At 39.8% G+C, this 26,852-nt stretch carries 20 protein-coding genes and 1 pseudogene; 9 read left to right on the forward strand and 12 right to left on the reverse strand.

Going from position 1 to position 26,852, the window contains the following annotated elements; genetic code table 11:
• Nucleotides 1-339: 339 nt before the first annotated feature.
• Nucleotides 340-951 carry a 3-keto-alpha-glucoside-1,2-lyase-like domain-containing protein gene (locus AC1Z3S_RS16670; RefSeq protein ID WP_461741287.1) on the forward strand — a complete coding sequence of 204 codons (612 nt, stop codon included), beginning with the start codon at nt 340-342 and terminating at the stop codon, nt 949-951.
• Between the two features lie 141 nt (nt 952-1,092).
• Nucleotides 1,093-1,761, forward strand: coding sequence for a type 1 glutamine amidotransferase (locus tag AC1Z3S_RS16675; RefSeq protein ID WP_461741288.1), 669 nt, complete (start codon nt 1,093-1,095; stop codon nt 1,759-1,761).
• Between the two features lie 79 nt (nt 1,762-1,840).
• On the opposite strand, the gene AC1Z3S_RS16680 is transcribed toward AC1Z3S_RS16675, so the two are convergent.
• Nucleotides 1,841-2,170: a hypothetical protein gene (locus AC1Z3S_RS16680; RefSeq protein ID WP_461741289.1), complete on the reverse strand. Its 330-nt coding sequence runs from the start codon at nt 2,168-2,170 to the stop codon at nt 1,841-1,843.
• Nucleotides 2,171-2,862: 692 nt separating this feature from the next.
• Complete coding sequence (locus AC1Z3S_RS16685) at nt 2,863-3,720, reverse strand: LysR family transcriptional regulator (protein WP_461736113.1); 858 nt, start codon at nt 3,718-3,720, stop codon at nt 2,863-2,865.
• 237 nt (nt 3,721-3,957) lie between these two features.
• On the opposite strand from AC1Z3S_RS16685, the gene citD reads away from it, so the two are divergent.
• The 4 genes from citD (at nt 3,958) to AC1Z3S_RS16705 (ending at nt 7,181) form a co-directional block, all read left to right on the forward strand.
• On the forward strand, nt 3,958-4,254 hold the full coding sequence (gene citD / locus AC1Z3S_RS16690) for a citrate lyase acyl carrier protein (RefSeq protein WP_461736114.1): 297 nt from the start codon (nt 3,958-3,960) through the stop codon (nt 4,252-4,254).
• Complete coding sequence (locus AC1Z3S_RS16695; RefSeq protein WP_461741290.1) at nt 4,255-5,166, forward strand: aldolase/citrate lyase family protein; 912 nt, start codon at nt 4,255-4,257, stop codon at nt 5,164-5,166. It begins immediately after the preceding gene.
• Between the two features lie 17 nt (nt 5,167-5,183).
• Nucleotides 5,184-6,740, forward strand: coding sequence for a citrate lyase subunit alpha (gene citF, locus AC1Z3S_RS16700; protein WP_461736116.1), 1,557 nt, complete (start codon nt 5,184-5,186; stop codon nt 6,738-6,740).
• Between the two features lie 165 nt (nt 6,741-6,905).
• The gene (locus AC1Z3S_RS16705; RefSeq protein WP_461736117.1) at nt 6,906-7,181 is read left to right on the forward strand and encodes a hypothetical protein; all 276 of its coding nucleotides are present in this window, start codon (nt 6,906-6,908) and stop codon (nt 7,179-7,181) included.
• A 402-nt stretch (nt 7,182-7,583) separates the two neighbouring features.
• On the opposite strand, the gene bglX is transcribed toward AC1Z3S_RS16705, so the two are convergent.
• The 6 genes and pseudogenes from bglX to AC1Z3S_RS16735 all read right to left on the reverse strand — a co-directional run bounded on the left by bglX (nt 7,584) and on the right by AC1Z3S_RS16735 (nt 15,523).
• Nucleotides 7,584-9,794 carry a beta-glucosidase BglX gene (bglX, locus tag AC1Z3S_RS16710; RefSeq protein WP_461741291.1) on the reverse strand — a complete coding sequence of 737 codons (2,211 nt, stop codon included), beginning with the start codon at nt 9,792-9,794 and terminating at the stop codon, nt 7,584-7,586.
• A 20-nt stretch (nt 9,795-9,814) separates the two neighbouring features.
• The gene (locus AC1Z3S_RS16715; RefSeq protein ID WP_461741292.1) at nt 9,815-11,098 is read right to left on the reverse strand and encodes a PTS sugar transporter subunit IIC; all 1,284 of its coding nucleotides are present in this window, start codon (nt 11,096-11,098) and stop codon (nt 9,815-9,817) included.
• Nucleotides 11,099-11,198: 100 nt separating this feature from the next.
• The gene (locus AC1Z3S_RS16720; RefSeq protein WP_461741293.1) at nt 11,199-12,020 is read right to left on the reverse strand and encodes an AraC family transcriptional regulator; all 822 of its coding nucleotides are present in this window, start codon (nt 12,018-12,020) and stop codon (nt 11,199-11,201) included.
• Nucleotides 12,021-12,165: 145 nt separating this feature from the next.
• A complete protein-coding gene (locus AC1Z3S_RS16725; RefSeq protein WP_461741294.1) occupies nt 12,166-13,638 on the reverse strand; it encodes a glycoside hydrolase family 43 protein in 1,473 nt (490 codons plus the stop codon).
• A 34-nt stretch (nt 13,639-13,672) separates the two neighbouring features.
• Nucleotides 13,673-13,816: pseudogene (locus AC1Z3S_RS16730) on the reverse strand (PTS sugar transporter subunit IIC); the annotation flags it as partial.
• Between the two features lie 879 nt (nt 13,817-14,695).
• Nucleotides 14,696-15,523, reverse strand: a complete 828-nt coding sequence (locus AC1Z3S_RS16735) for a LysR substrate-binding domain-containing protein (protein ID WP_461741295.1) — start codon at nt 15,521-15,523, stop codon at nt 14,696-14,698.
• A 106-nt stretch (nt 15,524-15,629) separates the two neighbouring features.
• Here AC1Z3S_RS16735 and AC1Z3S_RS16740 point away from each other — a divergent pair, with 106 nt between their 5' ends.
• Nucleotides 15,630-16,643, forward strand: a complete 1,014-nt coding sequence (locus AC1Z3S_RS16740; RefSeq protein WP_461741338.1) for a YeiH family protein — start codon at nt 15,630-15,632, stop codon at nt 16,641-16,643.
• A gap of 76 nt (nt 16,644-16,719) precedes the next feature.
• Here the strand turns inward: AC1Z3S_RS16740 and AC1Z3S_RS16745 are convergent, their stop codons facing one another.
• Nucleotides 16,720-17,520 carry a TraX family protein gene (locus AC1Z3S_RS16745; protein WP_461741296.1) on the reverse strand — a complete coding sequence of 267 codons (801 nt, stop codon included), beginning with the start codon at nt 17,518-17,520 and terminating at the stop codon, nt 16,720-16,722.
• A 191-nt stretch (nt 17,521-17,711) separates the two neighbouring features.
• A complete protein-coding gene (locus tag AC1Z3S_RS16750) occupies nt 17,712-18,428 on the reverse strand; it encodes a GntR family transcriptional regulator (RefSeq protein ID WP_461741297.1) in 717 nt (238 codons plus the stop codon).
• A gap of 136 nt (nt 18,429-18,564) precedes the next feature.
• Here AC1Z3S_RS16750 and AC1Z3S_RS16755 point away from each other — a divergent pair, with 136 nt between their 5' ends.
• Together AC1Z3S_RS16755 and AC1Z3S_RS16760 are read left to right on the forward strand one after the other, a co-directional pair.
• Nucleotides 18,565-19,938 (forward strand): glycoside hydrolase family 1 protein, encoded by a 1,374-nt coding sequence (locus AC1Z3S_RS16755; protein WP_461741298.1) that lies wholly within the window; start codon nt 18,565-18,567, stop codon nt 19,936-19,938.
• A 2-nt stretch (nt 19,939-19,940) separates the two neighbouring features.
• Complete coding sequence (locus AC1Z3S_RS16760) at nt 19,941-21,254, forward strand: PTS sugar transporter subunit IIC (RefSeq protein ID WP_461741299.1); 1,314 nt, start codon at nt 19,941-19,943, stop codon at nt 21,252-21,254.
• A 121-nt stretch (nt 21,255-21,375) separates the two neighbouring features.
• Here the strand turns inward: AC1Z3S_RS16760 and AC1Z3S_RS16765 are convergent, their stop codons facing one another.
• Nucleotides 21,376-22,974: a coiled-coil domain-containing protein gene (locus tag AC1Z3S_RS16765; RefSeq protein ID WP_461741300.1), complete on the reverse strand. Its 1,599-nt coding sequence runs from the start codon at nt 22,972-22,974 to the stop codon at nt 21,376-21,378.
• 418 nt (nt 22,975-23,392) lie between these two features.
• Entirely contained in the window at nt 23,393-26,491 is a 3,099-nt protein-coding gene (locus AC1Z3S_RS16770) for a coiled-coil domain-containing protein (RefSeq protein ID WP_461741301.1), read from the reverse strand.
• Nucleotides 26,492-26,852 lie beyond the last annotated feature (361 nt).

The raw sequence follows: 26,852 nt of genomic DNA on the forward strand, positions 1-26,852 counted from the left end.
AAGGACCAAGTATTGTACGGTATTGAATTTGCAGTAGCGGCGGGAGAAGAAGCGGAGATGAGCCAGCTGATTGAAGCTTTAATGGCGAGTACAGCTAAAAAACGGGTGTCCTAAATTATCATTGGGCCAAATCTTAAGCACAAAAGTCTATGGCAATCCTAATGTAGCAGTTAAAGAAATTTTGGTTGGTTTTGGCGCAGTCTGCGAAGAAACTGTCGCAAGTTATGCAAAGGTGTTAAACTAATTTTGAAATGTTAAAAGGCTTTTAGTTACAGATTATTTTTTGCGGAATAATTCCGTAACTAGCAAAATAAGAAAATAAATTTAAGGAGCGAGATTATGAAATCAGAAAAAATTCCCATGAAGGCTGAGCTGTTTACTGCCAATGATGTATTTTTCACGGAAGAAGTTTTAGCAGGAGAGCAAGTGTTGCGGGTCACGAAAAATCCCGAAATTTTAGCGGATGATGAGGCAACTTTTGCCCAGTTTGAAACAGATTTTAAAGATGGTACCATTGAGGTTGATGTTTTGAGTCGGCTTTTGCCAGATGCGCCAGAGCATGCCCGGGGCTTTATCGGAGTTGCTTTGAGAATTGATGGCCAGAAAAATTTTGAAGGCATTTACGTTCGTCCGACAAATGGCCGAGCTAAAAATCAACTGCGGCGCAACCGAACTGTCCAGTATTTTTCTTATCCAGAGTATAAATTTGATCGCTTTCGGGCAGAAAATCCCGGTGAGTATGAAACCTATGCCGACATTGATATCGATCAATGGATTCATCTCAAAATTGTAGTTAAAGGGACGACTGCTGAATTATTTATCAATGATGCCCAAGAGCCTTCCTTCATCGTCACAGATTTAAAACACGGCGAAAATCAACATGGTGCTATTGGTTTGTGGGTAGATTTAGGCACAGAAGGATTCTTTAAAAATTTAGTCGTGTCAAACTAATTTCTGTAGACTTTAACATGGATTTTTATTAAAAATTTCTTTGGTGGACGAAATATTAGCTGGCTGTTAAAATTTTGATATCAAAAGGTATTTGCAGGCGAAACCTAAGTCAAACATTGCCGTTGTTGAGAAAGGATGCTTATGCGAATTGCTATTTTGCAGCACACACCAAACGAAGGCCCCGGATCGATTAAAGACTGGGGACAGCTTCACGGACACGAGTTGTCTATTTATCATCCCTATCAGTTTGGCATTTTGCCGACTGCCAATCAAATTGATTTGTTAATTATTTTGGGCGGACCCATGAGTCCCAATGATGAGTTCCCATGGATTATTGCAGAACGAACCTTAATCCAAGAACTAATTGAACAGAACGTCCCTATTTTTGGAGCCTGCTTTGGCGCTCAACAAATCGCCAAAACTCTTGGCGCCGCTATCACCAAAGCCCCTTATAAAGAAGTCGGTTGGGCTCCGGTGTATCTTAAAAGTCAGAAAATTACCGGCCTTTCAGAGAAGTTCACTGCTATACATTGGCACGAAGAAATGTTTGAGATTCCTGATGGAGCTGAGCTGTTATTCAGCAGCGATTTAGTTGAAAATCAAGGCTTTATTTTAGGGGAGAAAATCCTGGGGCTGCAATTTCATTTTGAACCGCAGGCAACAGACGTCCGAGAAATAGCCTTGAATGATGTGGATTATCCACAGGAAAACAATGCTTTAAATCAGACTGCCGCTGATATTTTACAGACGGCAGTGCCTAAAGAAAATAAAGCGCTGATGTTTACCTTGTTGGATTATCTGGTGAAGTAGACTATAGAATTTTTACGCCATCCAATTTTTGGATGGTTTTTTTGTTGGGGATAGGGGGATTGGGAAATATTTTTCAGAATTAAAAATAAACCGCTGAGATAGTCCATTCTAGAAGAATGACAAATGCAGCCAGCACCACGGAAAGTAAGTGGATAATCTCCCAAGTTCCTGCACTTATGCGTTCATGCTTTGGTTGGAACTCGGGATTGACGCTCCGTGTCTGGTAATCGACACTGGAGGAAAATAGCCCACCTTTGGGAATTAAAAAGAAGATGAAAATCACAAAGATAGCCATAGTTGTCAGGTGCCAGTCCTGATTTATTAGCAGTGAAAGGATGATGCCGATTATTATTGGAATGATAGCGTAGAGCAGGCAAGTTCCTACTTGCTTTAAAGAATTATTTTTCATAAGCGCCCCTTAAATGAGATATTAATAAAAATTCTACGCATCATTTTAATCGTAGTCAAATTTTTTTGTTAAAGTTAAATGAAATCGTTAGTCCATGTGGGATGCAAAAAGTATTTTATATGCGTTGAAGAATAGTAATTATGATAAGCAAACTGCAAGCAGTTGAGGTTTGAACTTGTTTGCGCTAAGGTCATCCATAGTCACGCTTTAAACTTTCTTACAAAATCTTCCAATAATCACTAAGCACCAAACACAAAATCTTCACAATTTCCGGTTATTATTAACTCATCCCAATAAAACAAACCCAATAAAACACTTTTTCATTTTTTACTCCTAACCCGTCAGTCCCCGCTGACGGGTTCCCTTTTTGTCTTGAGAAAAAATAAATTTTTTCTCAGATACACCGGGTCGCATACAGTTCAACTAAGAGCGAAGCAGTGAATTGTTTTAGTATTGATGAAAGTTGAACTAGCATCCTAACCCATCGGTCCCCGCCGATGGGTTCCCTTTTTGTCTTCAGAAAAGAGAGCTTTTTCTGAAAAGCATTGAGTCGCATACAGTTCAACTAAGAGTGAAGCGGAAAATTGTATAAGAGTTGATGGAAGTTGAACTAGCATCCTAACCCGCCAGTCCCCGCTGGCGGGTTCCCTTTTGTTCTTCAGAAAAAAGTTCCTTTTTCTGAAGAACAACGGTTAATTTGAAAAACTACGAACAAGCTCAATAAATTTTTCTATTTGTGGTAGCTTCAAAACAATCGGTGAAAACATTAAGTATGTTGGTCTGACGAAGGGCTCGCCGTTGGCAAATTTCAACGGTAAAATATCACCGTCAAAATCCTGCAAACAAATTTCTGGGACAATCGCCCAGCCACCATCATTTTTAACCATCTCAACACAGGTGGTAATATTATCGACGTAGAGTCCGTTTATTTGCTTCGTATAATCATTTTCATGCATCCATTGGAGCAATTCTCGCTCAAAGGCCAAGTCTGTTTTTCTGCCAATGTAAGGAAGCTCCCTAAAAGGAATCGAGCTGTTACCTTTGCTTTTAATGGCACAGATACTCTCTCGGTCTAAAAGAATTTTCTCGCCCTTCCAAGGGTAATCTCCTCTGACAATAGCGACATCAATACTGCCTTCTAAAAGCTGATTATATAATTTACGACTGTGATCTGTAGTGACATGCATGTGTACTTCAGGAAATCTTTTCCGGTATTCTGTTAAAATTTGCGGTAACTTATACAAAGAATAATTTAAGGAGATGCCTGCCTTGAGAAATCCTGAAATAATATTTTTGGATAAATCAAGTTTTTCTCTCATCAGTTGCAATTCTTGTGCAATATTTCGTAATGAGCTTAAGACGATTTCTCCCTCAGGCGTAAAGTAGACACCATTACGGGAGCGAATTAAAATCGTGATATTCAATTCCGTTTCAATTGCAGTGATTCTTTTTGATAAAGAGGATTGGGAGACATATAAAAGTTTAGCGGCATGGGTAATGTTTCTAGTTCGGTCTAGTGTTAATAAGATTTCAAAGTCTCTCTCATCCATAAAATATCACTCCTAGCTATTAGTTTTTATATTTATAAAACCACTTAATCATTCCGTTTAGTAATGGAATGATTTTTTTGTTATGCGCTTTCTTGTTTTGATTATAACTTATTTGCTTTGAATATCGAATATTTTTACAATTCTCTTTCGGAATGGCTGAAGAAGAAAAAACGGACTTTTACACTTTTTACACTTTGTTGTTTACTTAAAAGTAAGAAGAGAAAGGACTGGTAATGAATGAAAATTGAAAAGAATGCTATTGCCGGAACGTTAGAATCTAGTGATGTTCAAGTGACGATTCGCCCTTTAAATCAAGGCTTGGATGTGTCCATTCAAAGCAGTGTGATGAATCAATACGGACGGCAAATCAAAAAAGTCGCACTAGAAACCTTAGAAAAATTGGAAGTTGAAAATGCCTCGGTGACAATTGTTGATAAGGGAGCTTTGGAATGTACCTTAAAAGCGAGAATTGAATGTGCAATTTTTCGTAGTGTCAATCAATCAGAAAAAAATATTTCTTGGGGGGTAATGTAGATGATAACTAGACCAACACCTCAAAAAATCCGTTTAAGAAGAACAATGATGTTTATGAACGCCCAAAAGCCCGGCCTTATCAAAGACGCCTACATCTACGGCAGCGATAGTATCATTTTAGATTTAGAAGATGCCGTAGCTGAAAATCAAAAAGATGCTGCTCGGTTTTCGCTGTATCAAGCGTTGAAAAATATCGATTATGGTACAACGGAAGTGTTAGTAAGAATTAACGGTCTGGACACCCCCCATTGGCAGGAAGATATTCGGTGTGTAGTTGCTGGCGGAGCGGATGGCATCCGCATTGCCAAATGTGAAAGTGCGGCAGATGTTAAGCTGGTGGAAGAACATGTAGAAAAAGCTGAAAGGGAATTTGGTATCGAAGTTGGTCGCACACTTTTAATGGCGGCTCTGGAAAGCCCGCTAGGAATTCTGAATGCTTATGAAATTGTTACTGCATCAGACAGAATGTTTGGCTGTGCGATTTCTGGTGGCGATTTTAGAAAGAGTATGCATGTTCAAATTGAAAAAGATGGTATTGAGATGCTGACTGCTCGAGGACAAATGCTTTTAGCTGCCAGGGCTGCGGGTGTTCAATGCTTTGATACGATGTTTCCGAATATTGATGACATGGAAACATTTAAAGCAGAAGTGATTCAAAATAGAAAAATGGGCTTTGATGGGAAAAGCGTGGTAAATCCAAAACAAATCCGTTTCGTTCACGAAACGTTTGCTCCGACGAAAAAAGAAATTGCCTACGCTGAAAAATTAATTCGCTCATTTAACGAGCAGGCTGATTCTGGTGTCGGCGTTTATACCGTTGATGGAAAAATGGTGGATATTCCATTTTTTGAAGATGCTAGACGGGTATTGGCCTTGGCAAAAGCAACTGGTGTTTATCACGGAGACCTTTAAGAGGAGGGGAAAACAAGATGAAGAATGCTGTAAATAGAGAGATTCCAGACACGGTATTAACTAACGGTAAAGAAGTTTATCAAGGAAAATATTATATGGATGGGAAATATATTAAAAAAGATTCTCCAAGAAGCCGTCGCAGTGTCAAACCTGTCGAGACTAAACTATGTCAAAGTATTCGTGAGGCCTGCGAGCGTTGCGGTGCTCATGATGGTATGACTTTTTCATTTCATACAGAATTTCGTGAAGGGGATTATGTGGCTAGCATGGTCGCAAAAGTTTTAGTGGAGGAGATGGGCTTGAAGGATATCACAGTAGCCGCCACTTCTTTAGGTAATGCCCAAGAAATTATTGCTGACTATATCGAAGAAGGAAAAATTATCGGCGTGCAAACTTCTGGCGTTCGTGGAAAAATAGGCGAAGCTATCTCTGCAGGAAAATTAGCAACACCAGCTATTATTCGTAGTCATGGGGGACGGCCTCGGGCAGTCGAAGCAGGCGAAGTTCATATCGATATTGCGTTTCTGGCCGCTTCAACAGCGGACATTTTTGGTAATGCTAAAGGTGTTGATGGAAAAAACAATTGTGGTTCAATGGGCTTTGCTGTTCACGATTCTCACTATGCAGATCACACAGTAATTATCACTGATACTTTAGTTGATTTTCCCAACCTGCCTTCATCCATTTCAGCCATTGATGTCGACTGCGTTTGTCTTGTCGAGGATATCGGGGATGCCGCAAAAATTTCGACTAAAGAAGCGCGGATGACAGATAATCCTCGGGAGCTGATGATGGCTGAAGACGTAGCTAAAGTTATCGCAGCTACGCCTTATTTTAAAGATGGTTTCTCTTTTCAAACAGGTGTTGGCGGACCGTCTTTGGCCGTCAATCGCTTTTTAGAACAATATATGGTCGAGCGTAAGATTAAGATGAGTTTCGCTTTAGGTGGCACAAGCAGTGCAATTTGTGAACTGCAGGATAAAGGTCTGGTAGGGAAAATTTTAGATACACAGGATTTTGATCAAGGAGCAATAAGTCATATTTTTAAACATCCTGATCATTTAGAAATTGATTTGAGTGAGTATGCTAATCCAGCAAATAAGGGCGCCTATGTAAATAATTTAGATTTTGTTGTACTTTCAGCATTGGAAATAGATACAGATTTTAACGTCAATGTTATCACAGGCTCAGATGGTGTCTTGCGGGGCGCCCCTGGGGGACATCCTGATACAGCAGCCGGGAGTAAATGCTGTATCATCGTTACACCACTAACCCGCGGGCGGATGGCAACTGTCTGTGACAGCGTGGTGACTGTTGCTACACCAGGTGATTGCGTGGATGTTTTAGTGACGGATTATGGCATTGCGGTCAATCCATTGCGAAAAGATTTAATTGAAAATCTTGACGCCGCAGGAATCGCCCATGTCACTATTGAAGAGCTGAAGGAAAAAGCATACGAACTAGTCGGAACTCCGGATAATTTGGAATGGGAAGACAAAGTTATCGCAGTCGTCGAATCAAGGGATGGGACAATTCTAGATGTCGTGAAACAGGTCAAACCTTTTGAATTTTAGCCCGCTGTAGGAAAATGGTGTATGAATCACTTCAGAACTTTGGCAAAGCTGAGATATACGCATCTTTCTTTTTGGATTTAAATTGAAATGAAGCTTAAGTTGCCAGCGTTTCATAAAATATTCTCTTTCAAATGTAGAGACAAAAATTAAGGTGGAGGGGTTATTATGAGTGAAGATATTATGATTCAAGAAGGGATATTCTTTGGGATGAAGCTAAAAAAGAGGCAGGACAGCTCAGAAATTTTGCAAAGAATTGAGCTTGAGGCTCAGAAACCATCCGCTTCCTCCGATAAATATTATGAATTTTTCAATCAATATATTGCAGCCTGTTCAGTCCTATGCTTGAGAGCTTCCAATCTTCTTTATCAAGCAATTGACAGCGATAATTCGAGTGAGTTAATTTTCTCATTTCTCATCGGGGCAAAAAAAGGTGCACGTTAAACTTTCTTACAAAATCTTCCAATAATCACTAAGCACCAAACACAAAATCTTCACAATTTCCGGTTATTATGAACTCATCCCAATAAAACAAACCCAATAAAACACTTTTTCATTTTTTACTCCTAGCCCATCGGTCCCCGCCGATGGGCTCCCTTTTTGTCTTCAGAAAAGGGATTTTTTTCTGAAGAGCAACGGGCCGTATACAGTTCAACTAAGAGTGAAGCAAAGAAGTTGTTTAAGTGTTGATGAAAGTTGAACTAGAATCCTAAACCCGTCAGTCCCCGCTGGCGGGTTCCCTTTTTGTTTTCTAAAAAGCAAAATAAAAAAGCAGCTCAGCATAGCAGCCCATCTCTAAAAATAATTTTTAGAAACAGAGCTATGTCAGCTGCTTTTTATATTGGCTTAGATTAAATCAAATTTTGCTGATACTTGTTGCTGTCCGTTTTCGACGAAGATTAGAAATTCTCCGGGCTCAGCGGCAAAGGCCATGCTCTTGGTGTAAAATCGTAGTTCGTCACGGGTTAAGGTAAAGCTAATAGTTTTTGTTTCGTGACCTGCTAATGTGATTTTTTTGAATTGCTTTAATTCTTTGACAGGTCGCACTACAGAACCGATTACATCTTGAATGTATAATTGGATGGTGTCAGTGCCAGCAACTTGAGACAAATTACTTACTTCCAAGCTGATGGTCAAGCTGTCGGTTATTTCTGTTTCGCTCAAAGTTAATTCAGATAATTGGCTTTGATGATAGCTTAAGCCATACCCAAAAGGATAGAGCGGTTCGTTTGGTGCATCGAGATATTTAGAGACAAAGCGACCTGAGTGATTGGAAGTTGTTGCAGGCCGCCCTGTCTTGAAGCCGTTGTAATAAATTGGTAATTGCCCAACGGTATAAGGGAAACTCATTGACAGGCGTCCGCTTGGATTGACTTTGCCGAAAATAATGTCGGCAAGAGCGCTGCCACCTTCAGTACCGGGGAACCAAGCGGCGATGATAGCGTCCATCTGCTTTTGTTCTTCAGTTAAAATTAGTGGGCGACCGCTGATAGCGATTAAAATATTTTTTTTACCGAGGGCTATCATTTTTTTCAAGAAGCGGCGTTGAACATCAGGTAAGCGTAAATCAGTTCGACTGCCGGCTTCACCACTTTGCATAGTATGCTCGCCTAAAGCATAGATAATGACATCCGCTTTTTCACCTAGTGTCAGTGCTTTTTCAAGAGCTTCGGCTTGTGCTTCAGGAGTCATTTTCAGACTGTCAATCATCTCTTTAGGGGCACCAAATTCCCCAAGAAAATCATAGGAATCCAGCATGTCGCTACCCTTTTCAAAACTTAAATGTTCGTCATCGAGATAATTTTTTAAGCCGCTTAAAATTGAAACTGTGTCTTGGGTTTTGCCATGGACGGCCCATAGGCCAATTAGTTCCTGATTGTCACCGTAAGGACCTACCAACAGAACTTTATCTTGATTGGGTGTCAGAGGCAGCAGCTGATTTTTATTTTCCAGTAAAACCATCGCTTCGCTGCTGACTTGTTTAGCCAACTGGCGATGAGAGTCATGCAATAACAGCTCTGTTTCTTTGGCGGCGCTAGCACCGCGAGTGGCATCTTCAAAGAGACCTAAGTCATTTTTTAATTTTAATACGCGGTAGACTGCTTGATTAACTAACTCTTCGTCAATTTTGCCATCTTTAATTAATGGCAGTAACGCATTGGCGTAGCAGGGTGATTTCATATCAATATCATTAGTGGCCTGCATCGCTAAAGTGGTAGCTTCAAAATTATCTTTGGCAACTCCGTGGTCAATTAATTCTTTGACCGCCGCATAGTCGGAGATAATCACACCGTCAAAGCCCCATTCATCCCGCAAAACATTTTTCAAAAGAAATTCATTGCCGGTCACCGGCATACCGTCATAAGTATTGAAGGAAGTCATCACCATTTTGGCGCCGGCATCGACACCGGCTTGGTAACTTGGCAAATAATCTTCCCGCAGCCGTCTTTCTGACAGGTCCACTGTGTTGTATTCACGACCAGCTTCTGCGGCGCCATAAGCGGCAAAATGTTTGATGCAAGAAGCAATTCCCATTGAGTCGAATTGGTGTTGAATACCATTGACCATACTTCTGGCAAAATGGCTGTTTAATAATGGATCTTCACCGGTGGATTCTAAACAGCGTCCCCAACGAGCATCCCTCACGAGGTCAACCATTGGCGCAAAAGTAACATGGGCTCCGCCAGAGCGAGCTTCTTTGCCTAAGACTTGATAGGCAGATTCAATTAATTCGGGATTCCAAGTCGCACCCAAGCCTAAGGGGATTGGGAAAATTGTGCGATAGCCGTAAATAATATCGGCCATAAATATTAATGGAATTTTATGGGTTGATTGGCTTAAAAAATGTTCTTGAATTTCTTTGGTTTTCTCAGCGCCGGTGACATTTAAAACGGAGCCGACATTGGCTAAAATTTCGTCGCTAATTCCTAATTTTTGCTGCGGACCAACTGCCATGCCTTCTGTATTAAAAAATTCACCGGAAAGCTGAATTAATTGACCAACTTTTTCTGTCCAAGTTAAGGAATCAAGTAAGGTCTGTAATTGTTTTTCCTGCACGATACTACCTCCAGATACGTTTATTCAGCGGCTTGTTCGCCAGCTTCTTGTGCCGCTAATTGTTCATTGCGATAAGTTTCATTGTCTAGGCCTTTAAACCAAGGATACCAAAGTAGCGGCGACAAGATTAATTGGATAAATAATTGCAGCAGGATAATGGAAATGCTACCTTCAACTGCTGCATGGAAGCCTAATGGTAAACCAAAGATTGCTTGGACGCCATTAAAGCGGGCGACCACACCAAATTGCGTTAAGAGATAGGCGATGACAATGGCAATCGTATTGTTCGTAATAAAAGGAACAGCTAAACGGAAGTTCATCACTAAAGGTGTTCCGAAAATAACTGGCTCGGTAATTCCAAATAGCGCTGGAACAATCGAAACTTTTGCGACTTCACGATATTGTTTGCTCTTTGCTCTGAGCATTAATATAACTAAGCCTAAAGCTAATCCGCCCCAAGTGATAATATTGAAGAAGGCATAGCCGACAATGTTTGGCGGTGTTTGACCAGCCGCCACAGCGTTTAGGTTTTCAACGTCCATCGCTAGCCACAAAGCAGAGACGATTGGCATGACCACGTTAGTTCCGTGAATCCCGAAGAACCATAAAAATTGTTGGACTAAAGAAATAATGATTACCGCCCAAATGGATCCGCCAATCCCTTGTAATGGTGATTGGATAATCGTATAAACAAATTGATGCATGCTGCCAAATGACGTCAAACCAAATAAATAAGAAACGACGATAAATAAGAAACCAACAATAAAGGTCGGCAAGAGCGCTTCAAAGACTTTGGTAACCATCGGCGGTACACCAGCTGGCATTTTGATTGTCCAGCCTTTTCTCTTAATTGCTAAGAAAAGACGAGCAGAGACGAGACCAACAATCATTGCGGAGAAAACCCCTTGGGCACTGAGCCAAGTTGTCGGGATTGCTGCAGCGTCATCAGTCGTTGTTCCCAGCGGAGTAATAATTAAAAAGTTTAATAAAGCAATAATGGCTGGAGAAATTGCATCTTCTTTCGGGTCCAACTGTCTGACTAAATGGTAGGCCATTAACACAACAACATATAATGCCATGGAACCAATTGTGATTGTATTCAGCTTGGTATAAAGTTCAGAAAAATTTGCTAGAAACGGGACATTTGCACTTAATACGGCTAACAAGACTGCAATTGATCCAATAATAATTGGTCCGAGAGTCCCCATCATCGCACCGGAAATCGTTTTTAAATAAGCATTATTTCCTAGCTTGTCAAAAAAAGGATTCACCCGCTCAAAAAAATTAATGACTTTCTCTTTCATTTTGTCGCACTTCCAATCATGATTTATTTAACACATGCTTATCATAATATGTAAGCGTTTTTTATTCTTTTCTCTTTTATACGGGAAATCGGAAATTTTTTTACCTTTGATGGGACAAGCGATATTGCTGCGGTGACATTCCATAGGCTTCTTTAAAAGCCAAGTAAAAAGATTTTACATTGCCAAAGCCGCATTCATTGGCTATATCTAAAATTGGCAGGTCCGTTTCCACTAATAGAGGAAAGGCAAAATCCAAACGAATTGATTTTAAATAAGAAACAAACGTGATACCGACAAATTTTTTGAAGTAGCGGGAAAAATAAGCGGGATTATAATTGAAATGCTCAGCAACCTCCGTCAGCTTTAAAGACTCATTCGCATGTGCAGCGATATAGTGATGCACTTCTGTAATCTTCCGCAGATTCTTTTGTGTACTGATTTCTTTAACACTGGCCATGGGAAGTTGATAATTCTCTAATAAAAGACTAAATAATTGATAAATTTCCCCTTGAACCCTCACGCGATTAACTAAAGTATTATTGGAATAAGTTTGATAAATTAACGCAATCAACGCAAACAAACTACTATCCTTCGCTAAATTTTTTTCAAAGAGAATCGTATTTCCATATTGGCCTTCTGTCAGCTGCTCAATATGAATAAAGGGAATCTGCAAGACAATCACCTCACTAGGAATTGGTGTTCTCGTTGAATGGACAACATTCGAATTAATTAAGTGGACCTGACCTGCTTTAAGGATTATTTCCTGAGTCCGATAAGTCAGCACCAACTCACCTGAAACACAACACAAAATTTCTAAGCTGGTATGCCAGTGGGGCAAAATTTGACGATTGACATTTTTCGAGTGGAATTTAAAAATTTTAAATGGATAGTTCTTGTTGGGGACGATTTTCTCATGCTGCATCTAGGGAACCTCCTATTAAAAAGAGTAATATATTGCTTATAATACCTAAACTTAGTAAATAAAGGCAACAAAAATAAGACTATCTTCGAAGACAGCCTTATTTCTTAAAAATTATCAAAAATAGTTCGTTTTTATTTCTTGAATTCTATTGATACATTAGTTGGGGATTGATAAAGGTTGTTGTGCCGGCCTGACCTTCAGCAAATAATCCAAGCTGCACCCCGGTAAAAGGTGAGCTGGCCACCTCATTTGAAAAGTGACGGGTCGCAATTTGATCGGTAAATATCAGATTATGACTAGCGTTAAACACTTCTATAGTATAAAAAATTTCAGCAGCTGTCAGTCGGATGGTCAGCTCTTCATTTCCATTAAGGGAAAGCGGCGTAACTTGTTGAAGTTGCAAATCGAAAACTTTTTTTTCGCTAAAAAGTTGATAGTCCGCTGAACTTTTTTTAATCCCTGCTTGATATAAATGGTCATCATCCTTATAAACAGCGATGCCAAATGCTCCTTCTACTAATTCCAGAAGATTTAGAGAAACTTCAAATTCGGCGGAAAGGTCTTCCTGTGAAACAGATACAAAACTGATTGCTTGAGTTTGTGTTTCACCGAGACAATCAGGATAATTCGTTAAAGTGAGAGTTTCGTCAAATTGATAGCTGACAGGAAACCGCACTGTTTGAAGCTTATCAGCGGTAAAAGCATTTGCTGCTGATTGTTTTAATTCAGCAGATAATTTTTCCGTCGCAACGATTTCTGTAGCATGACCATCTTGATTGACAATCGGCCAGCCATCTTGCCAATCTACTGGCAGTAAAATAGTCTCTCTGCCCAATAAGGTGAAATGTTTGCGGGGGCGGGTCGCTAAGGCCACTAGCCACCAATTATTAAATTTGTCGCAAAAGAAATCTGCATGGCCGACCGCTTGTAAAGGTGATTTTATATTTCGGTTTGATAAAACGGGATTGCCGGCAAAGCCCTCGTAAGGTCCGTCTATCCTTTTACTGCGTTGAATTGTTACTATATGGCCTTCCCGTGTGCCACCTTCAGCTAGAACAAGATAATACCACTCATCTTTAAAAAAGATATGGGGCGCTTCAACATCACGGCCGCCACAGCCACGACTAATTTCTTTCGCCTCTGATAATGTATCTCCTGTGAAGGGATCAATCTCTAGTTGAATGATTTGATTTTGACCAGCAGCATCGAAAACAGAAAGCTGGTAAAAACATTTTCCGTTTATAAAAGTCAAAGAAGGGTCAATTCCTTTGGGGACATCCAACCAAATTGGTTTTGACCAGCCCTCTTCGGGATTCTTTGTATGGCAGACAAAATTTCCTTGGCTGATATTAGTACAAACCAGAAAGTAAGTGCCATCATGATAACGAATCGTTGGCGCAAATAGGCCCATAGAATTTTTAATGCCAGAAAAATCTAAGTAGGTTTCATCAGTGATGGCATAGTGATTCAGCTCCCAATTTACTAAATCCTGACTTTTAAAAATCGGTAGACAAGGAAAATATTCAAAGCTGGAACAAACCAAATAATAATTTATTCCGTCAAAACAAATACTGGGGTCGGGGTGAAAACCTTTAATAATCGGATTTTGATAAAGCATCATATTCCTCTTTTCTAACAGTTAATAGCACTCTTTAAGCATTTTTTTGTTGATTGAGTGCTGCTTGTTCCAGCGCATAAGCTTCTTTATCCGCCATCTTAAACCAAGGATACCACAATAGCGGGGATAAAATTAATTGAATAAAGAGCTGTAATAAGATGATGGAGATTTTTCCTTGGAAAAAATCTCCTCAAAAGAATTTACTCAACGACAATAATCTTTTTTACTTTCTATATCAACTTCTATGCAAAAAGATCATAATCACAGGTTATGATAATTTCATTCCAAAAAAGCTTTTGCTCGCTGGATCTAGTTAAAGATAGAAGTTGTTCGGCTGTCAGCGAAAGCCAAAGGAATAAGTAAGACTCTTGTTCTTAAATTTAGGAGGTTCATCTTTACTCCTACCCGCTAGTCTCCACCAGTGGGCTTTTTTTAATTAAAGACCAACAGATTTGATTATTAGGCTGCAAGCAATTGGAGATTAAACTTATTTGTGCTAAAGTCATCCACAGTCACGCTTTAAACTTTCTTACAAAATCTTCCAATAATTGCTAAGCAGCAAACACAAAATCTTCACAATTTCCGGTTATGATGAACTCATCCCAATAAAACAAACCCAATAAAACACTTTTTCATTTTTTACTCCTAGCCCATCGGTCCCCGCCGATGGGCTCCCTTTTTGTCTTCAGAAAAGGGAGCTTTTTCTGAAGAGCAACGGGTCGCATACAGTTCAACTAGGAGTGAAGAGGAGAATTGTATAAGTGCTGTAGGAAGTTGAACTAGCATCCTAACCCCGCCAGTCCCCGCTGGCGGGCTCCCTTTTGTCCTGAAAAAAAGAATTTTTTCTCAGATACAACGGGTCACATACAGTTCAACTAGGAGTGAAGCAGTGAATTGTTTTAGCATTGATGAAAATTGAACTAGCATCCCAAGCCCATCGGTCCCCGCCGATGGATTTCCTTTTTGTCTTCAGAAAAAAATCAGCTGCGCTTCACACATGTAAACCCTACTCTTCACAGCCATTACGTTTGACTCACTATAATTAAAACCACTCATCTCATCGTCCTAATCTCCGCAATTCAAACCAATGCAAAATTGCTTTTTGGCAATCATCACTGAAATCAGCTGTTGCTTGTTTTCTTCTGAGGAGATAAAAGGCCCGCTGATATTTTTCAGGAAGAATTTGATGAGGAAAATCTTCAACGGCTAATTGCGAGATAATCGAGCGGCCGATGCCTCTATTTAACAATTGGAGGATGACTGCATTGCTATTGATTTCCATAAAGGGGCCACTGATATTATTTTCCTCCAGAAAAGCTTTAGTGTAATGAAAAACGCCGGAGGTACTTTCTCGAATCAGCCATAAATTTTGATTGGCTTGGCCGGCTAAGACTAATTGATCTTGTTGCAGCAGGGTCCGTTCAAGCTCACGGGAGACTAGCGGCTGTTCAATAAAGGCAAAATCAGCGGAGTGCTTGGTGACAGCATCAAAGGCTTCAAAGGAATTGCAGATGGTCACTTGAAATTGCAGATTGGGAAATTTTTCCAACAGATAATTTAATAAATCCGGCAGCAGATAACTGGCAAAAGTTTGCGAGACTGCTAGATTGCAGGGGGTTAAAGCTGCTTTTTCTTGTTGTAGCGACTGAACGGTACTATGCCACTGGTCCAAGATTTCCAAAGCCTTTTGATACAATAAATCCGCTTGTGGGGTAGCGATAATTTTTGAGCGACCGTTGCGCACAAAGAGGCTGACCCCCAGCTCATTTTCCAAGGCTTTTATTTGATTGGAAACAGTTGGCTGAGATAAAAAAAGTTGTTCAGCGCTGAGGGAGAAGCTTTTAGTTTCATAGACACTGCGAAAGGTTTCCAGATAATGCATCATGTAATCACTTCCATAAAAATTTTTTTCCTATTCATTATAGTAGTCTATCCAAGTGACAGAATTTTACAAGTATAGTGGTAGTCGAGGAGGGAATAGGATGATACTTTTGAAGGAAAAACCAAGCCAGTTAGTTCCGCATTTTAAAAAAATTTTGCCGGGGTTGTCCCTCGCAGTCGCCGTGGCTGTAATCAGCAAGTGGCTGGAACCAATTTTTCCCAAATTTGGTTCGGCGACAATCGCAATTTTCTTAGGCATTATTTTAGGCAATACTTTTTTTAAAGGAAAGGGACTAGCACAGGGTACAAAATTTGCAGAAAGTCGTTTGCTGGAAATTTCGGTGGTACTGTTGGGAACTAGTGTGACCTTTCAGACGATTAGCCAACTTGGATTGAGTGGAGCGACTTTTATTTTGTTGCAGATGGCGGGTACAATTATTTTTACCTATCAAGTGGGCCGCAGACTCAAATTTAATCAAGAAATGTCTTTAATGATGGCGGGTGGCAATGCCGTGTGCGGTTCTTCGGCGATTGCGTCTATTGCGCCGGTGATTCGCGCTAAAGATACTGAAAAAGGGCAGATTATTACCTTGGTTAATCTTTTGGGGACGGTGATGATGCTAGTGCTGCCAATGATTGCGACCAGTTTTTTTCAAGAAAATATCTTATCCAGCAGTGCACTTTTAGGCGGTACGCTGCAATCAGTTGGTCAAGTGGTGGGGGCTGGTAAAATGGTGAATGACTCCGTGGTGGAATTTGCGATGATTTTCAAGCTGCTACGGGTGGTGCTGATTGTTGCGGTTGTGATTTTGTTTGAAAAATTTGTCAACCAAAAACAAGCTTTACCTGTTGTAGGGCAGAAAAAAATTAATCTGCCCTGGTATATCTTAGGCTTTTTGGCGCTTTGTCTGTTTCACAGTGTCGTTGGCTTTCCTGAAATTTTGAAAGCCGGCGCCCACGATGCCAGCAGTTGGTTGGAGCTGACGGCCCTCGCGGCGATTGGATTGCGTCTGGATTTTACTGTATTTCTTAAGGAAGGGCCCCGCTTTTTAAAATACATTCTCTGTGTTGGCAGCTTCCAGATTATCTTGGCTTTGAGCCTAATCTATTTTTTCATTGTTTAAACTTTTCTGATGCAGAATAAAAGAAGACCGCTGGAGGCAATCCAAATTGCTCCGACGGTCTTTGTTTAATTTAAAATTATTGTCGTAAGAAAAAGCTGATCACAGCGAAGGCAATGATGTGCAGCGGGTAAAAATAATAGAAAAAGTTGCGCATGCTGCGGCCCTTTTCACCGTTGTATAAAATAATCGGCACGGCGGCGATAATCATCATCCATTGATAATTTTCCGTGAAGGGATTGCCGCTGCCAAGCACTAGATTTAATAAAGCTATAAATAACAGACTAGCAATTTGCCAGAATTTTTTCCCATGGAATAGATAGAACAACACCGCCAATAAGACGAACACGACGCTACCTTCTGTAGTCAGCAGTGACGGAATGATTATGCTTAAGATCAGTGTGATTCGACCGGCGATTTGATTGCCGGGAGCTATCAGAATCCCAAGAAATGGAATAACGCTAGCGACAATCGGTAATAGAAATAGCAGCAGTCCTTTTGCAATATCTTTGCCTTTTTTATGTTTGAAGCCAGCTTTAAAATAGTCAACGCTGAGCATGTAAATGGTTCCTAGGAATAATGTTTCAAAAATATTATTAAGGACAATTTCATTGTCGACAGAAAAATACGTATTGAGGATTTGATTGGCAATTCCCATAATCCAAAAGCCGTAAAGTAAGCGCAGCATATATTTCTTGCGATTGCGGGTATAGACAAATCCTTCAGAGCTTTCAAATAAAAAAATCGGAGCAGCTATTCGCCCAATCCAGTGAAACCAGAGGGGCACGCCTAGAAAGGAAAAAAATTCAGCCAGATGGTCAATCACCATTGTGACGACACCGAGCATCTTCATTTGAAAACCATTGAGCATTTTGTTCATTGTGAGCACCAGTCCTTTTTTAATCTTTAAATAAAATAACAGATTTTTCTGGTAGCTTCGATAGAATCAGATGACACGCAACGAACAATTTTGTTAGGTGGATTTTAACTTGTTAACAGCCTTTAGTTTAAAGGCGCTAATCCGTTTTAAAGATTAAAAAGCACAAGTTTGTAAATGAAATTCTTTGCAAATCAGATAGCTGAGCTGGTAAAGATTATGTCTCCTTTATCAAAACGATGGCGGGTTTGAGAGTATTCAAAAGGCCGGCCATCTTTCAGATAAGCAACTTGATTGATTTCAAGAATAGGATCTATTTCGCGACAATCTAAAAACTGTTTATCGTAAGCATCGGGGCGGTCAGCATGAATGCGTCTGACAGCTGAGCCAATTGTTAAGTGCAGGTCATTTTCAATAAAGGCATAAATGGATTTCAGCAAAACGTTTTTTGTTAAGTCAGGAATAACTTTGATTGGCATAATTGTATATTCTAAAAGAATCGGCTCTTTATTGAGTTTACGCAAGCGAATAATATCGTAAACAGGACTTTCACTAGAAATTTGGAGTTTATCACATTCTATTTCATCTGGAAAACGGACTTCGAAGGAAATAATTTCGCTGGAAAGCTTCCCTTTGCCCCGCAGTTCATTGGTGACACCAGAAAAACGATTGACTTTACTATCTAGCAGAAAACTTTCGGGAATTTCTTCCACGACAAAAGTCCCAACCCCTCTTTTAGAATAGACCAAGCCCTCTTTACTGAGAATGTTGAGAGCCTTTTGAATAGTCACACGGCTAGTTTGATAGATTTTCACCAATTCAGTTTGTTTAGGTAAAAGTTTGCCTTTGGTGTAAAAACCAGTAACAATTTTTTCCCGTAAATCTTCGGCAATTTCACTGTATTTAATCAATCGTACGCACCTCGTTTAGTTTGTAAAAGAACGACTTTACATATAACCTATTATATCATGACAAAGTCTTTACAAACTATTTTAAATTGATTAAATTAAAAGAAATTAAAGCGATTTCAAAAGAGGAGAGAATGGTATGACAAAATTTTTTTGGGGCAATTCAGTCTCAAGTATGCAAACAGAGGGCGGTTGGCAGGAAGGCGGCAAGAGTTTATCTGTCTATGATGTAAGGCCGGCAACAGAAACGAGCAGCGACTGGCACTTTGCCAATGATAACTTCCATCATTTTGAAGAGGATTTAGATTATATTCAAGATTTAGGCATGAACATGTATCGGTTTCAGATTTCTTGGTCAAGAGTAGTGGTAGATGGGGATGGTTCCTTCAATGAAGAGGGGATTGCTTATTATCAAAAATTTATCGACGGCTTAATTGCTCGCGGAATTGAGCCGATGATTTGTTTGTATCATTTTGATATGCCGCTGCATTTGGCGGAAAAATATAATGGGCTGATTCATAAAGATGTCTTGGCAGCCTTCATTCGCTATGGCAAAGAAATGATTGACCGCTTTTCCGGTCAAGTCAAATATTGGATTATTTTTAATGAGCACAATTTGTATCATGTACCGGAGGCTTTTAAAATCAGTGGGTATTTGAGGGGCGATAAAACAGCCAGCGATTTATACAAAATCGCTCATAATTGTATGGTTGCCCACGCAACACTGGCCAATTATTTACACGAAACTACCGAGGCTAAAATCGGTGGTATGCTGGCCTATAGTGAAGTTTATCCAGCCACTTGTAAACCGCAGGATATTTTAGTTGCCCGCAAATGGGATGAGTTTGTGAATTTTACTTTGTTAGATGCTTACACGAAAGGTGAGTATTCCCATGAGATGATGCATTTTGTAACGGAAAATCAAATTGATATGAATATTTTGCCGGGGGAACTTGCCGAAATCAAGAAACAAAAAAATGATTTTCTCAGCTTTAGCTACTATGCTTCGTCTACGATTGCGGCTGAGATGATTCCGGAGGGGACAGTACCGAATTTTTATATGGATTTTGGCAAGAAGGATAATCCTTACATCGCTACGACTGAATGGAACTGGCAAATTGATCCGTTAGGTTTTCGCGATGTCTTAAATAAAATGTACCAAAGATATCGCCTGCCAGTATTTCCGATTGAAAATGGTGTCGGTGTTCAAGAAGAATGGGACGGAGAAAACCAGATTGCTGATGATTATCGGATTGAGTACCACCGAGAACATCTAAAAGCCATGTATGATGCAATTGAGTTAGATGGCGTTGAAGTAATGGGCTATCTTGGTTGGGGGTTGATTGATATTTTAAGCTCACAAGGGGATATGCGTAAGCGATATGGGTTAGTTTACGTTAATCGGACCAATCATGATTTAAAAGATATGAAGAGGATACCAAAGAAAAGCTATGCTTGGTTTAAAAAAGTGATTGCGTCTGATGGGGAAATTATTCGAAAAGGAGAGGGATAATCATGATGAAAAAAGAGGGCCGCGGTGCCAGATTTCTTGACAAATTTGCAGAGGTTTCCGGAAGAATAGGTAATGAGGTACATTTGCGAACGTTGCGAGATTCCTTTGCCTTAATTATGCCATTGTTTATTTTAGCCGGTATTGCTGTTTTGTTTAATAATGTTTTGTTCCCGAAAATTTCCAGTGGAGACACCTTGATGAGCTTGCAATACTGGGGAAATACGATTACCAGGGGGACTCTCAGTGTGGCGGGTTTAATTTTAGCACCAGCAATTGGCTATTTGCTGGCAAAAAATAAAAATTTCAGTAACCCAATGGCTACCAGTATCGTTGCATTATCGGCTTTGATTATGACCAATCCAGAGTCCATTTCAATGGTTTTAGGAGAATCCGAAGTTGCCCAGACCGTTTCCGGTGTCATCTCTTTCAATAATATTGGGACAACAGGGATGTTTTCAGGAATTATTGTGGGGCTTTTAGCAGCAGAACTTTTCATGAAGCTATCGGCATTTAAAAAGTTGCGCATCAATTTAGGTAAAAATGTGCCGCCAGCTGTTTCGGCATCCTTCAGTTCTTTGATTCCAGCTACCGTTACCTTGAGCATCGTGGCTTTAGTTGCAACTTTACTTTTTGTTTTTCTTAATACAGATTTGATTACTTTGATTACCACTTTGATTCAGGAACCACTGAGACGAGTGAACACGAGCCTGCCGGGCATTATTCTAATTTATAGTACGGGCAATTTACTATTTACTTTAGGGATACATCAAACAGTAATCAACGGAACTTTATTAGACCCTTTAATGTTGTTAAACTTAAATGAAAACATGGCTGCTTATGCTGCCCACGAAACGATTCCCCACACGTTGGTGAACACGGACCAATTTGGGATGCTAGGTGGCAGCGGGTCAACTATCTGTTTGATTATTGCCACGTTATTGTTTTCAAAAATGAAAGCCAGCCGAGATGTGGCCACATTATCAGTGGCACCAGGGATTTTTAATATTAACGAACCAATGATTTTTGGTTATCCAATTGTTTTTAATATTCCCATGATTATTCCTTTTGTCTTACAGCCAGCTATTGGGTTGACTATTCAGTATGTGGCAACTTCATTGGGCTGGATTAACAAAGTAGTGGTGATGGTTCCTTGGACCACGCCGCCGTTATTAAATTCTTATTTAGCAACAGCTGGTGATTGGCGCGCACCTCTATGGCAATTGCTAGTTATTGTAATTGGCGTCCTGCTCTATCTACCCTTTATGAAGATTAGCGAACGAATTATGCAAAAACAAGCTGAGTTATCTTATGATTAATTACCTTTAAGAATCAATTTTAAACTATTATAGGCTCTTTAAAATTTTTGAATTTATAGTTACAAAAACAGCTTTCCACCTGATTGGCTTAAAGCAACCGCCAATCAGGGAAAAGCTGTTTTTACAATTTATAAAAGCTGTTAAGGAAATGATAAAATGCTCGGTAGCCATCGAGAAAGGCCAGGTTTCGTTTGGAAATCCGTCCGTAGCCACCGCTCTCTAAATCGGTGGTGCCGGCATTTTCTTTAATGTCAGTAACGAGCGCTGGGATTGCGGCAATCCAAGAATCCAATAGCTCAAAAGTTCCGCTATCTAATGTGGTGCATTGTTTTAAGTCAATGACATCCCAAAAATATTTGCAGTAGCCGATTTTTGAAATGCCGTCTTTAAGAATGCAGGAGCGAATCTTTTTTTTGCTGCGATTCTGGGTGTTTTTAGCAATCTCAAATTTATTTTTTAGATGCTTAATTTCTTTGACGCAGTCGATTTTTTCCTGATCGCCAGCCATTATCTGGGGGTCCCACGCAAATCTTTCAGGTGGTGGAGCAGTTCGTGTCAAACTGCTCTCTGTGTCAATAATATCGGCAAAATTAAATTCAGGAATGTCAGCTGAGGTCTTCAGCTGCTGATTTTCGACAGTCAATTCGCGGATTTTTAATTCCAGCTGCGTATTGACAGCTTCTAATTTTTCTACTTGTACCGTCAAATTATGCACTTGAATATCGAACTGGCGATTGTCTTTTTGCAGCTGTTGATGCTTCAACTCAGTTTGATGCTGGAGAATTTTCAGCTGTCGATTTTCAGCCTGCAGGGCCTCTTTGCGGATAATCAGCTGCTCTTGAGAAGTGGATACCTGCTGCGATTTTTCCTGTAGCTGCAGCTGGTCGGCTTTCAAAAGTGCTAACTCGGTTAACAACTCTTGCTTTTCATTTCTCAGAGCGGCGGTCTCAACGCCAGCTAAGTCTGCTTGCTCCTTTGAATTTGACGCTAAATGTTCATCTGCGTCAGTCCCTTTCCCTTGAAGGCCGCGTTCTTTTTCAGATAAGGCTACTTCCAATAAAGTTAGCTGCTGATCCTTTGTCTGCAAACGTCTTTTCTCTTCTTCTAATTGAGCCGCCATTAGCTGTAATTCATTATCAACGGCCGAATCTCCGTTTGGTGAAGAATTGCCAACTGCCAGCATTTCCTGGTTGGCAGTCTTTAACTGAAGATTTTCTTGCGTCAGGGTAATTTTTTGTTTATTTAACTCATCTAATTCGGTGTCCAACAGCGCTTTATCAAAAATCAGCTGCCGATTTTCACTGTCTAATATTTTTTTATCCGTGTGGAGTTGTTGTTTTTCCTGCTGTAATTTTTGATTTAGGCGGTCAGCTTTTTTGGTGGACTTTTGCTGTTTTTGCAGCATTTTTTGGGCATGGCTGTAAAAAAGCTGATAGAAAAATTCATAGATTTGCGGCTTGAATTCTCCTAAATTCAACGCAGAATCATCTTCTAAATAAATGATCAAAGAAAAGTCGTCGCTTTCCTTGAGCTTCCACCGGTACAAACGCAGTTGACCGTCGGCTTGATTCAGCACTTTAATTAATCGCTGTACATCCTTTTGCGTGACTTCCTGTAAAATAGTTTCGGAGGATGAAACGGTAATTTTCCGTAAAACTAGATTATCAGAACGCTTGCGGGGATGATAAATTTTTACTGTAAATAAATTCCCAATAACCATAAGCTTTCCCTCTAACGTTAAAAATTCGAAAATGATATCGCTTAGCCTCAATTTAATGGTACATGATTGGTCGTTAAATAACAAGTTAATTTTATATTTTGATAAATGACTAGCTAAATTTAATAAAATGCTGATAAAAATAATAGTTTTCTAGATTGACTTTAAAAATTTTTTACAAGAATTTAATTCAACTGGTTTAAGGCTTCTCCTACTGAATAGGCCTTACCGTTGTATTTTTAGAAAAGAACCCACTCAGCTAGGTTTTAAAAAATTATCTTTATTAAAACAGAAAATAAGAAATGTTCTCCTCTGGGTTTTATAAATAACATTATTAATAGTTTGAAAATTTTTTGTTTTGTTTCTAAAGAAGCAGCGCACCTGAATTTTATTGAAAAATTCAGGTGCGCTGAAGAGCTACTTATAATTTATAAAAGGTGCCTAAAAAGTCATATAGGGCAGTATAGGCTTCAATATAAGCGGCATTTTGGCTGGATATTTTGAAGGTACCTTTGGTTTCTGCATGCTTGTAATTGGTCTCAATCTCGATTTTTTCAATAAAATTTGGAATATTGCTAATCCAAGAATTGAACAAAATATAAGTTAGATTGTCTAGGTCGCAGATATTTTTTAAATCGACAACTTCCCAATAATACTTACAATATTCGACTTTGGACATATCACTTTTTAAAAATTGCGCCTTAACTCGCTTTTTCGTCCGCAGTTTTACCCCTTGAGCTCGTTTGAATTTTTGCTTCAGCTCTTCAATGTCCTGAGTCGTTTCTAAGCGGGACTGTCTGCTGGCAGGCTCAGTTGCTTCAACAATTTCATCCTGTTGAATAATTTCTTTGTTGGCCAATTGCAGCAAACGTGATTCAAGATCTTGATTAGTCGCTTCTAACTCTTGAACTTTTTCCTTCAAACTAGCTGTTCGGTCGGCTTTATATAGGCGGACATATTTATCATTGAGCTCTTCGAATTTTAAAACCAGCTGTTGATTTTTTGAAGCTAATAGCGAGCGCTCATCCTCCAACTGCTGTCTTTCCATTTCCCAAAATTCCCTTTCCTCCGAAAGTTTAGTATTTTCACTGAGGAGTTCGCTAGGGTCAGTTTGCAGCCGCTGATTTTCGTTTTCCAAATAGTGGCTTTCTTCGATGAGCCGTTGATTTTTCTCTTCGATGGCCTCTTTCTCTTGGGCTAATTGCAGGCTCTTTTCTTCTAGTAATTCTTTTTCAGCCTGTAATTGTTGAACGATGGTATCAAAATCATCCTTTTGTCCTAAGAGCTGCTGATTTCTGGCTGTTAGCTCTTGTAATTTTTGCTGGGCTTCCTGCTGATCTGCTGCGAGCGGCGGAGTCATTTCTAAACGTGCCGCTTCATTTGCCAATAATTCTTTTTCATCTGTCAATTGTTGGTTGGCAGATGCTAATTGTTGTTTCTCTTCAGCTAATTGCTGATTGGCATCCTGTAATTGCTGAACTTCATTTTTTAATTCTTCAACTTCAGGGTCAGCTGTTCTTGGACCAGTCACCGGCAAGAGAGCAGCAGCGGAAAATTCTTCATTTTCTGCTTGTAGCTGCTGATTAGTGGCGGCTAATTGATTTTGCGATTGCTGCAGCTGTAAATAATCTGCCTGCAATTGTTGGTAATCAGTCTCAAGCTGATTGAAATTTTGCTGTTCTGCAAGTAATTGAGTCGCCTGTTGCTGCCAATGTTCCTTCTCTTGGCTAAGCTGCTCGACAGAGGCCTGTTGCTGTTCTTTTTCGGTTGCCAAAGCTTGATTAGCAGTTTTCAATGCCTCTTTTTCTGTTGCTAATTGTTGGCTAGCTGTTTGTAAGGCTTCTTTTTCAGCGGCAATTTGTTGCGCTGCCGCTTGTAAGGTTTCTTTATCTGCATTTAATTGCTGGCGCGTCGCCTGCAAGCTGTCTTTTTCTGTTGTGAATTGCTGATTTGCGGTCAGCAAGCTTTCTCTTTCAGCAGTGAGCTGCTGATTAGCACTGTTCAGGGTTTCTTTTTCAGCGGACAAAGCTTGATTAGCAGTTTGCAGAGTTTCTCTGTCTGCGATTAATTGCTGGTTCATTAGTTTCAACGAATCGTGTTCGGCTTTTAATTGCTGCGCTTCAATGCTGTTAGGGCCGGCTTCACTTTGCAGCCGTTGATTTTCCTGCTGCAGCATTTCTTTTTCGTAGCCTAGCTGCTGATTTTTAGTTTCAAGAATTTCCTTTTCAATTTCAAATTGCTCGGTTTTGGAAGCAAAGCGTTCTACTTCGCTTTCCAATTGACTGTAATTGCGGGTCAGCTGGGCCTTTTCCGCCGTCAATTGATTAAGTTTTTCTGCCAATGGTTGACTTTCGTTTTTCAATTGGAGAATTTGCTCGGCTAATTGACTCTTTTCTTGGGCTTGCTGAGTTTTTTCTGCCTGCAAAAGATTACTCGTTTCAATCAATTGCGCTTTTTCAGTTTGCAATTGCTGAACTTGGATTTCCAAAGTTTGACCAGTCTGGGCTGTTTGCTGAAGTTCTAGCGTGAGTTGTTCCTTTTCAGCCTGCAGCTCTTGAAGCGTCTTTGTTAACGTTTGTTCAGCGTTATTCAGCTGTAAAATATCGGCAGTCAGCTGCTGTTTTTCCAGCTGGAGCGTTTCACTCTCCTGTGTTAATTGCTGAATTTTATTGGTTAAAACTTTTTCGGAATTGTCCAGCTGCAGGTTAGTCGCAGTCAATTGTTGTTTTTCCAATTGAAGCTGTTCTTTTTCCTGGGATAATTGCTGAATCGTACCGGCTAAAACTTGCTCTGATTTATTTAAGTCGTCATTGGCTGCGGCCAGCTGTTCTTTATCCTTTTGCAATTGACTGATTTGCATACTAAAGGCTTTGGTTTCAGTCTTAAGCAATTCATTTTTAGAGGCCAACAGCTCTTTTTCCCGAGTGAGTTTTTGGTTTTGCGTATCCAAGTCAGCTTTTTCGGCCTCTAGCTGTTGTTTAACTTCGTTGAGCTGGTTAGTGTCAGCAAGCGAAGCTACTGTTTCAGCCGGTAGTGGACTTAAAAGCTGCTGCTGATTTTCTGCAGCGAGGCGGTCTTTTTCCAGAGCTAGCTGCTGGTTTTTGACATCCAGCAGTTTGCGGTCTTCCTCCAATAAATCATTTTTAGTCGTCAACAGACTAGCTTTCTTTTGCAGCTGAGCCAACTCTTCCTGCGTTTTTTGGAGAGTCTGCTGATACAATTCATCAGAAAAATGGCGATAGACAAGGTACTTCAAATCAGGGGCATTCAAAGACGCACGCTCCCGTAAGAGAATCGTCAAAAAATACTCCTGCTGCTGATTGGATTCTAATTTCCAGCGATACAATTTAAAATTATTGTAGGCTTGGTTCAGTTCGTGGACCAAGCCCAGTAAATCTTCCTCTTCAATTTCAAGAAAAGCCGGGTTGGTGGACTCGATTTCGATTTTTCTAATCAATAAATTTTTCGGATTTTTCCGAGCTGAATGGACAGTTACGTGTAGAATACCTCGGTTAGGCATATAAATTCCCTCTTATTTCAAATATATCTGCGTTCATTTTCATTTATGTTTATGTTAACTTATTTGTCTTAAAATAACAAGTTATTTTAATATTTTGGACAATATTTGCCAAGCTCATTAAAATGTAAAATAATAATCCCCTATATAATTTTTAGCTAATAAAATTAACCAAAAGTAAGGGAGGGGAGTGTTATATTTCTACCTAGGGTTTCTTGTCTTGGGTATCTGTTATTTTAATTGCAACAGCTCATCATATCTCCAGTGGTTATGAAGGCGTAAAATTGAAAAGAATTATTTTTAAAATAACAAAAAAACTTAGCAATAAGCAAAAAGAAAAATACCAAATAGTTCGGCTCAAAAC

The sequence above is a fragment of the Enterococcus sp. LJL90 genome, assembly GCF_056924355.1.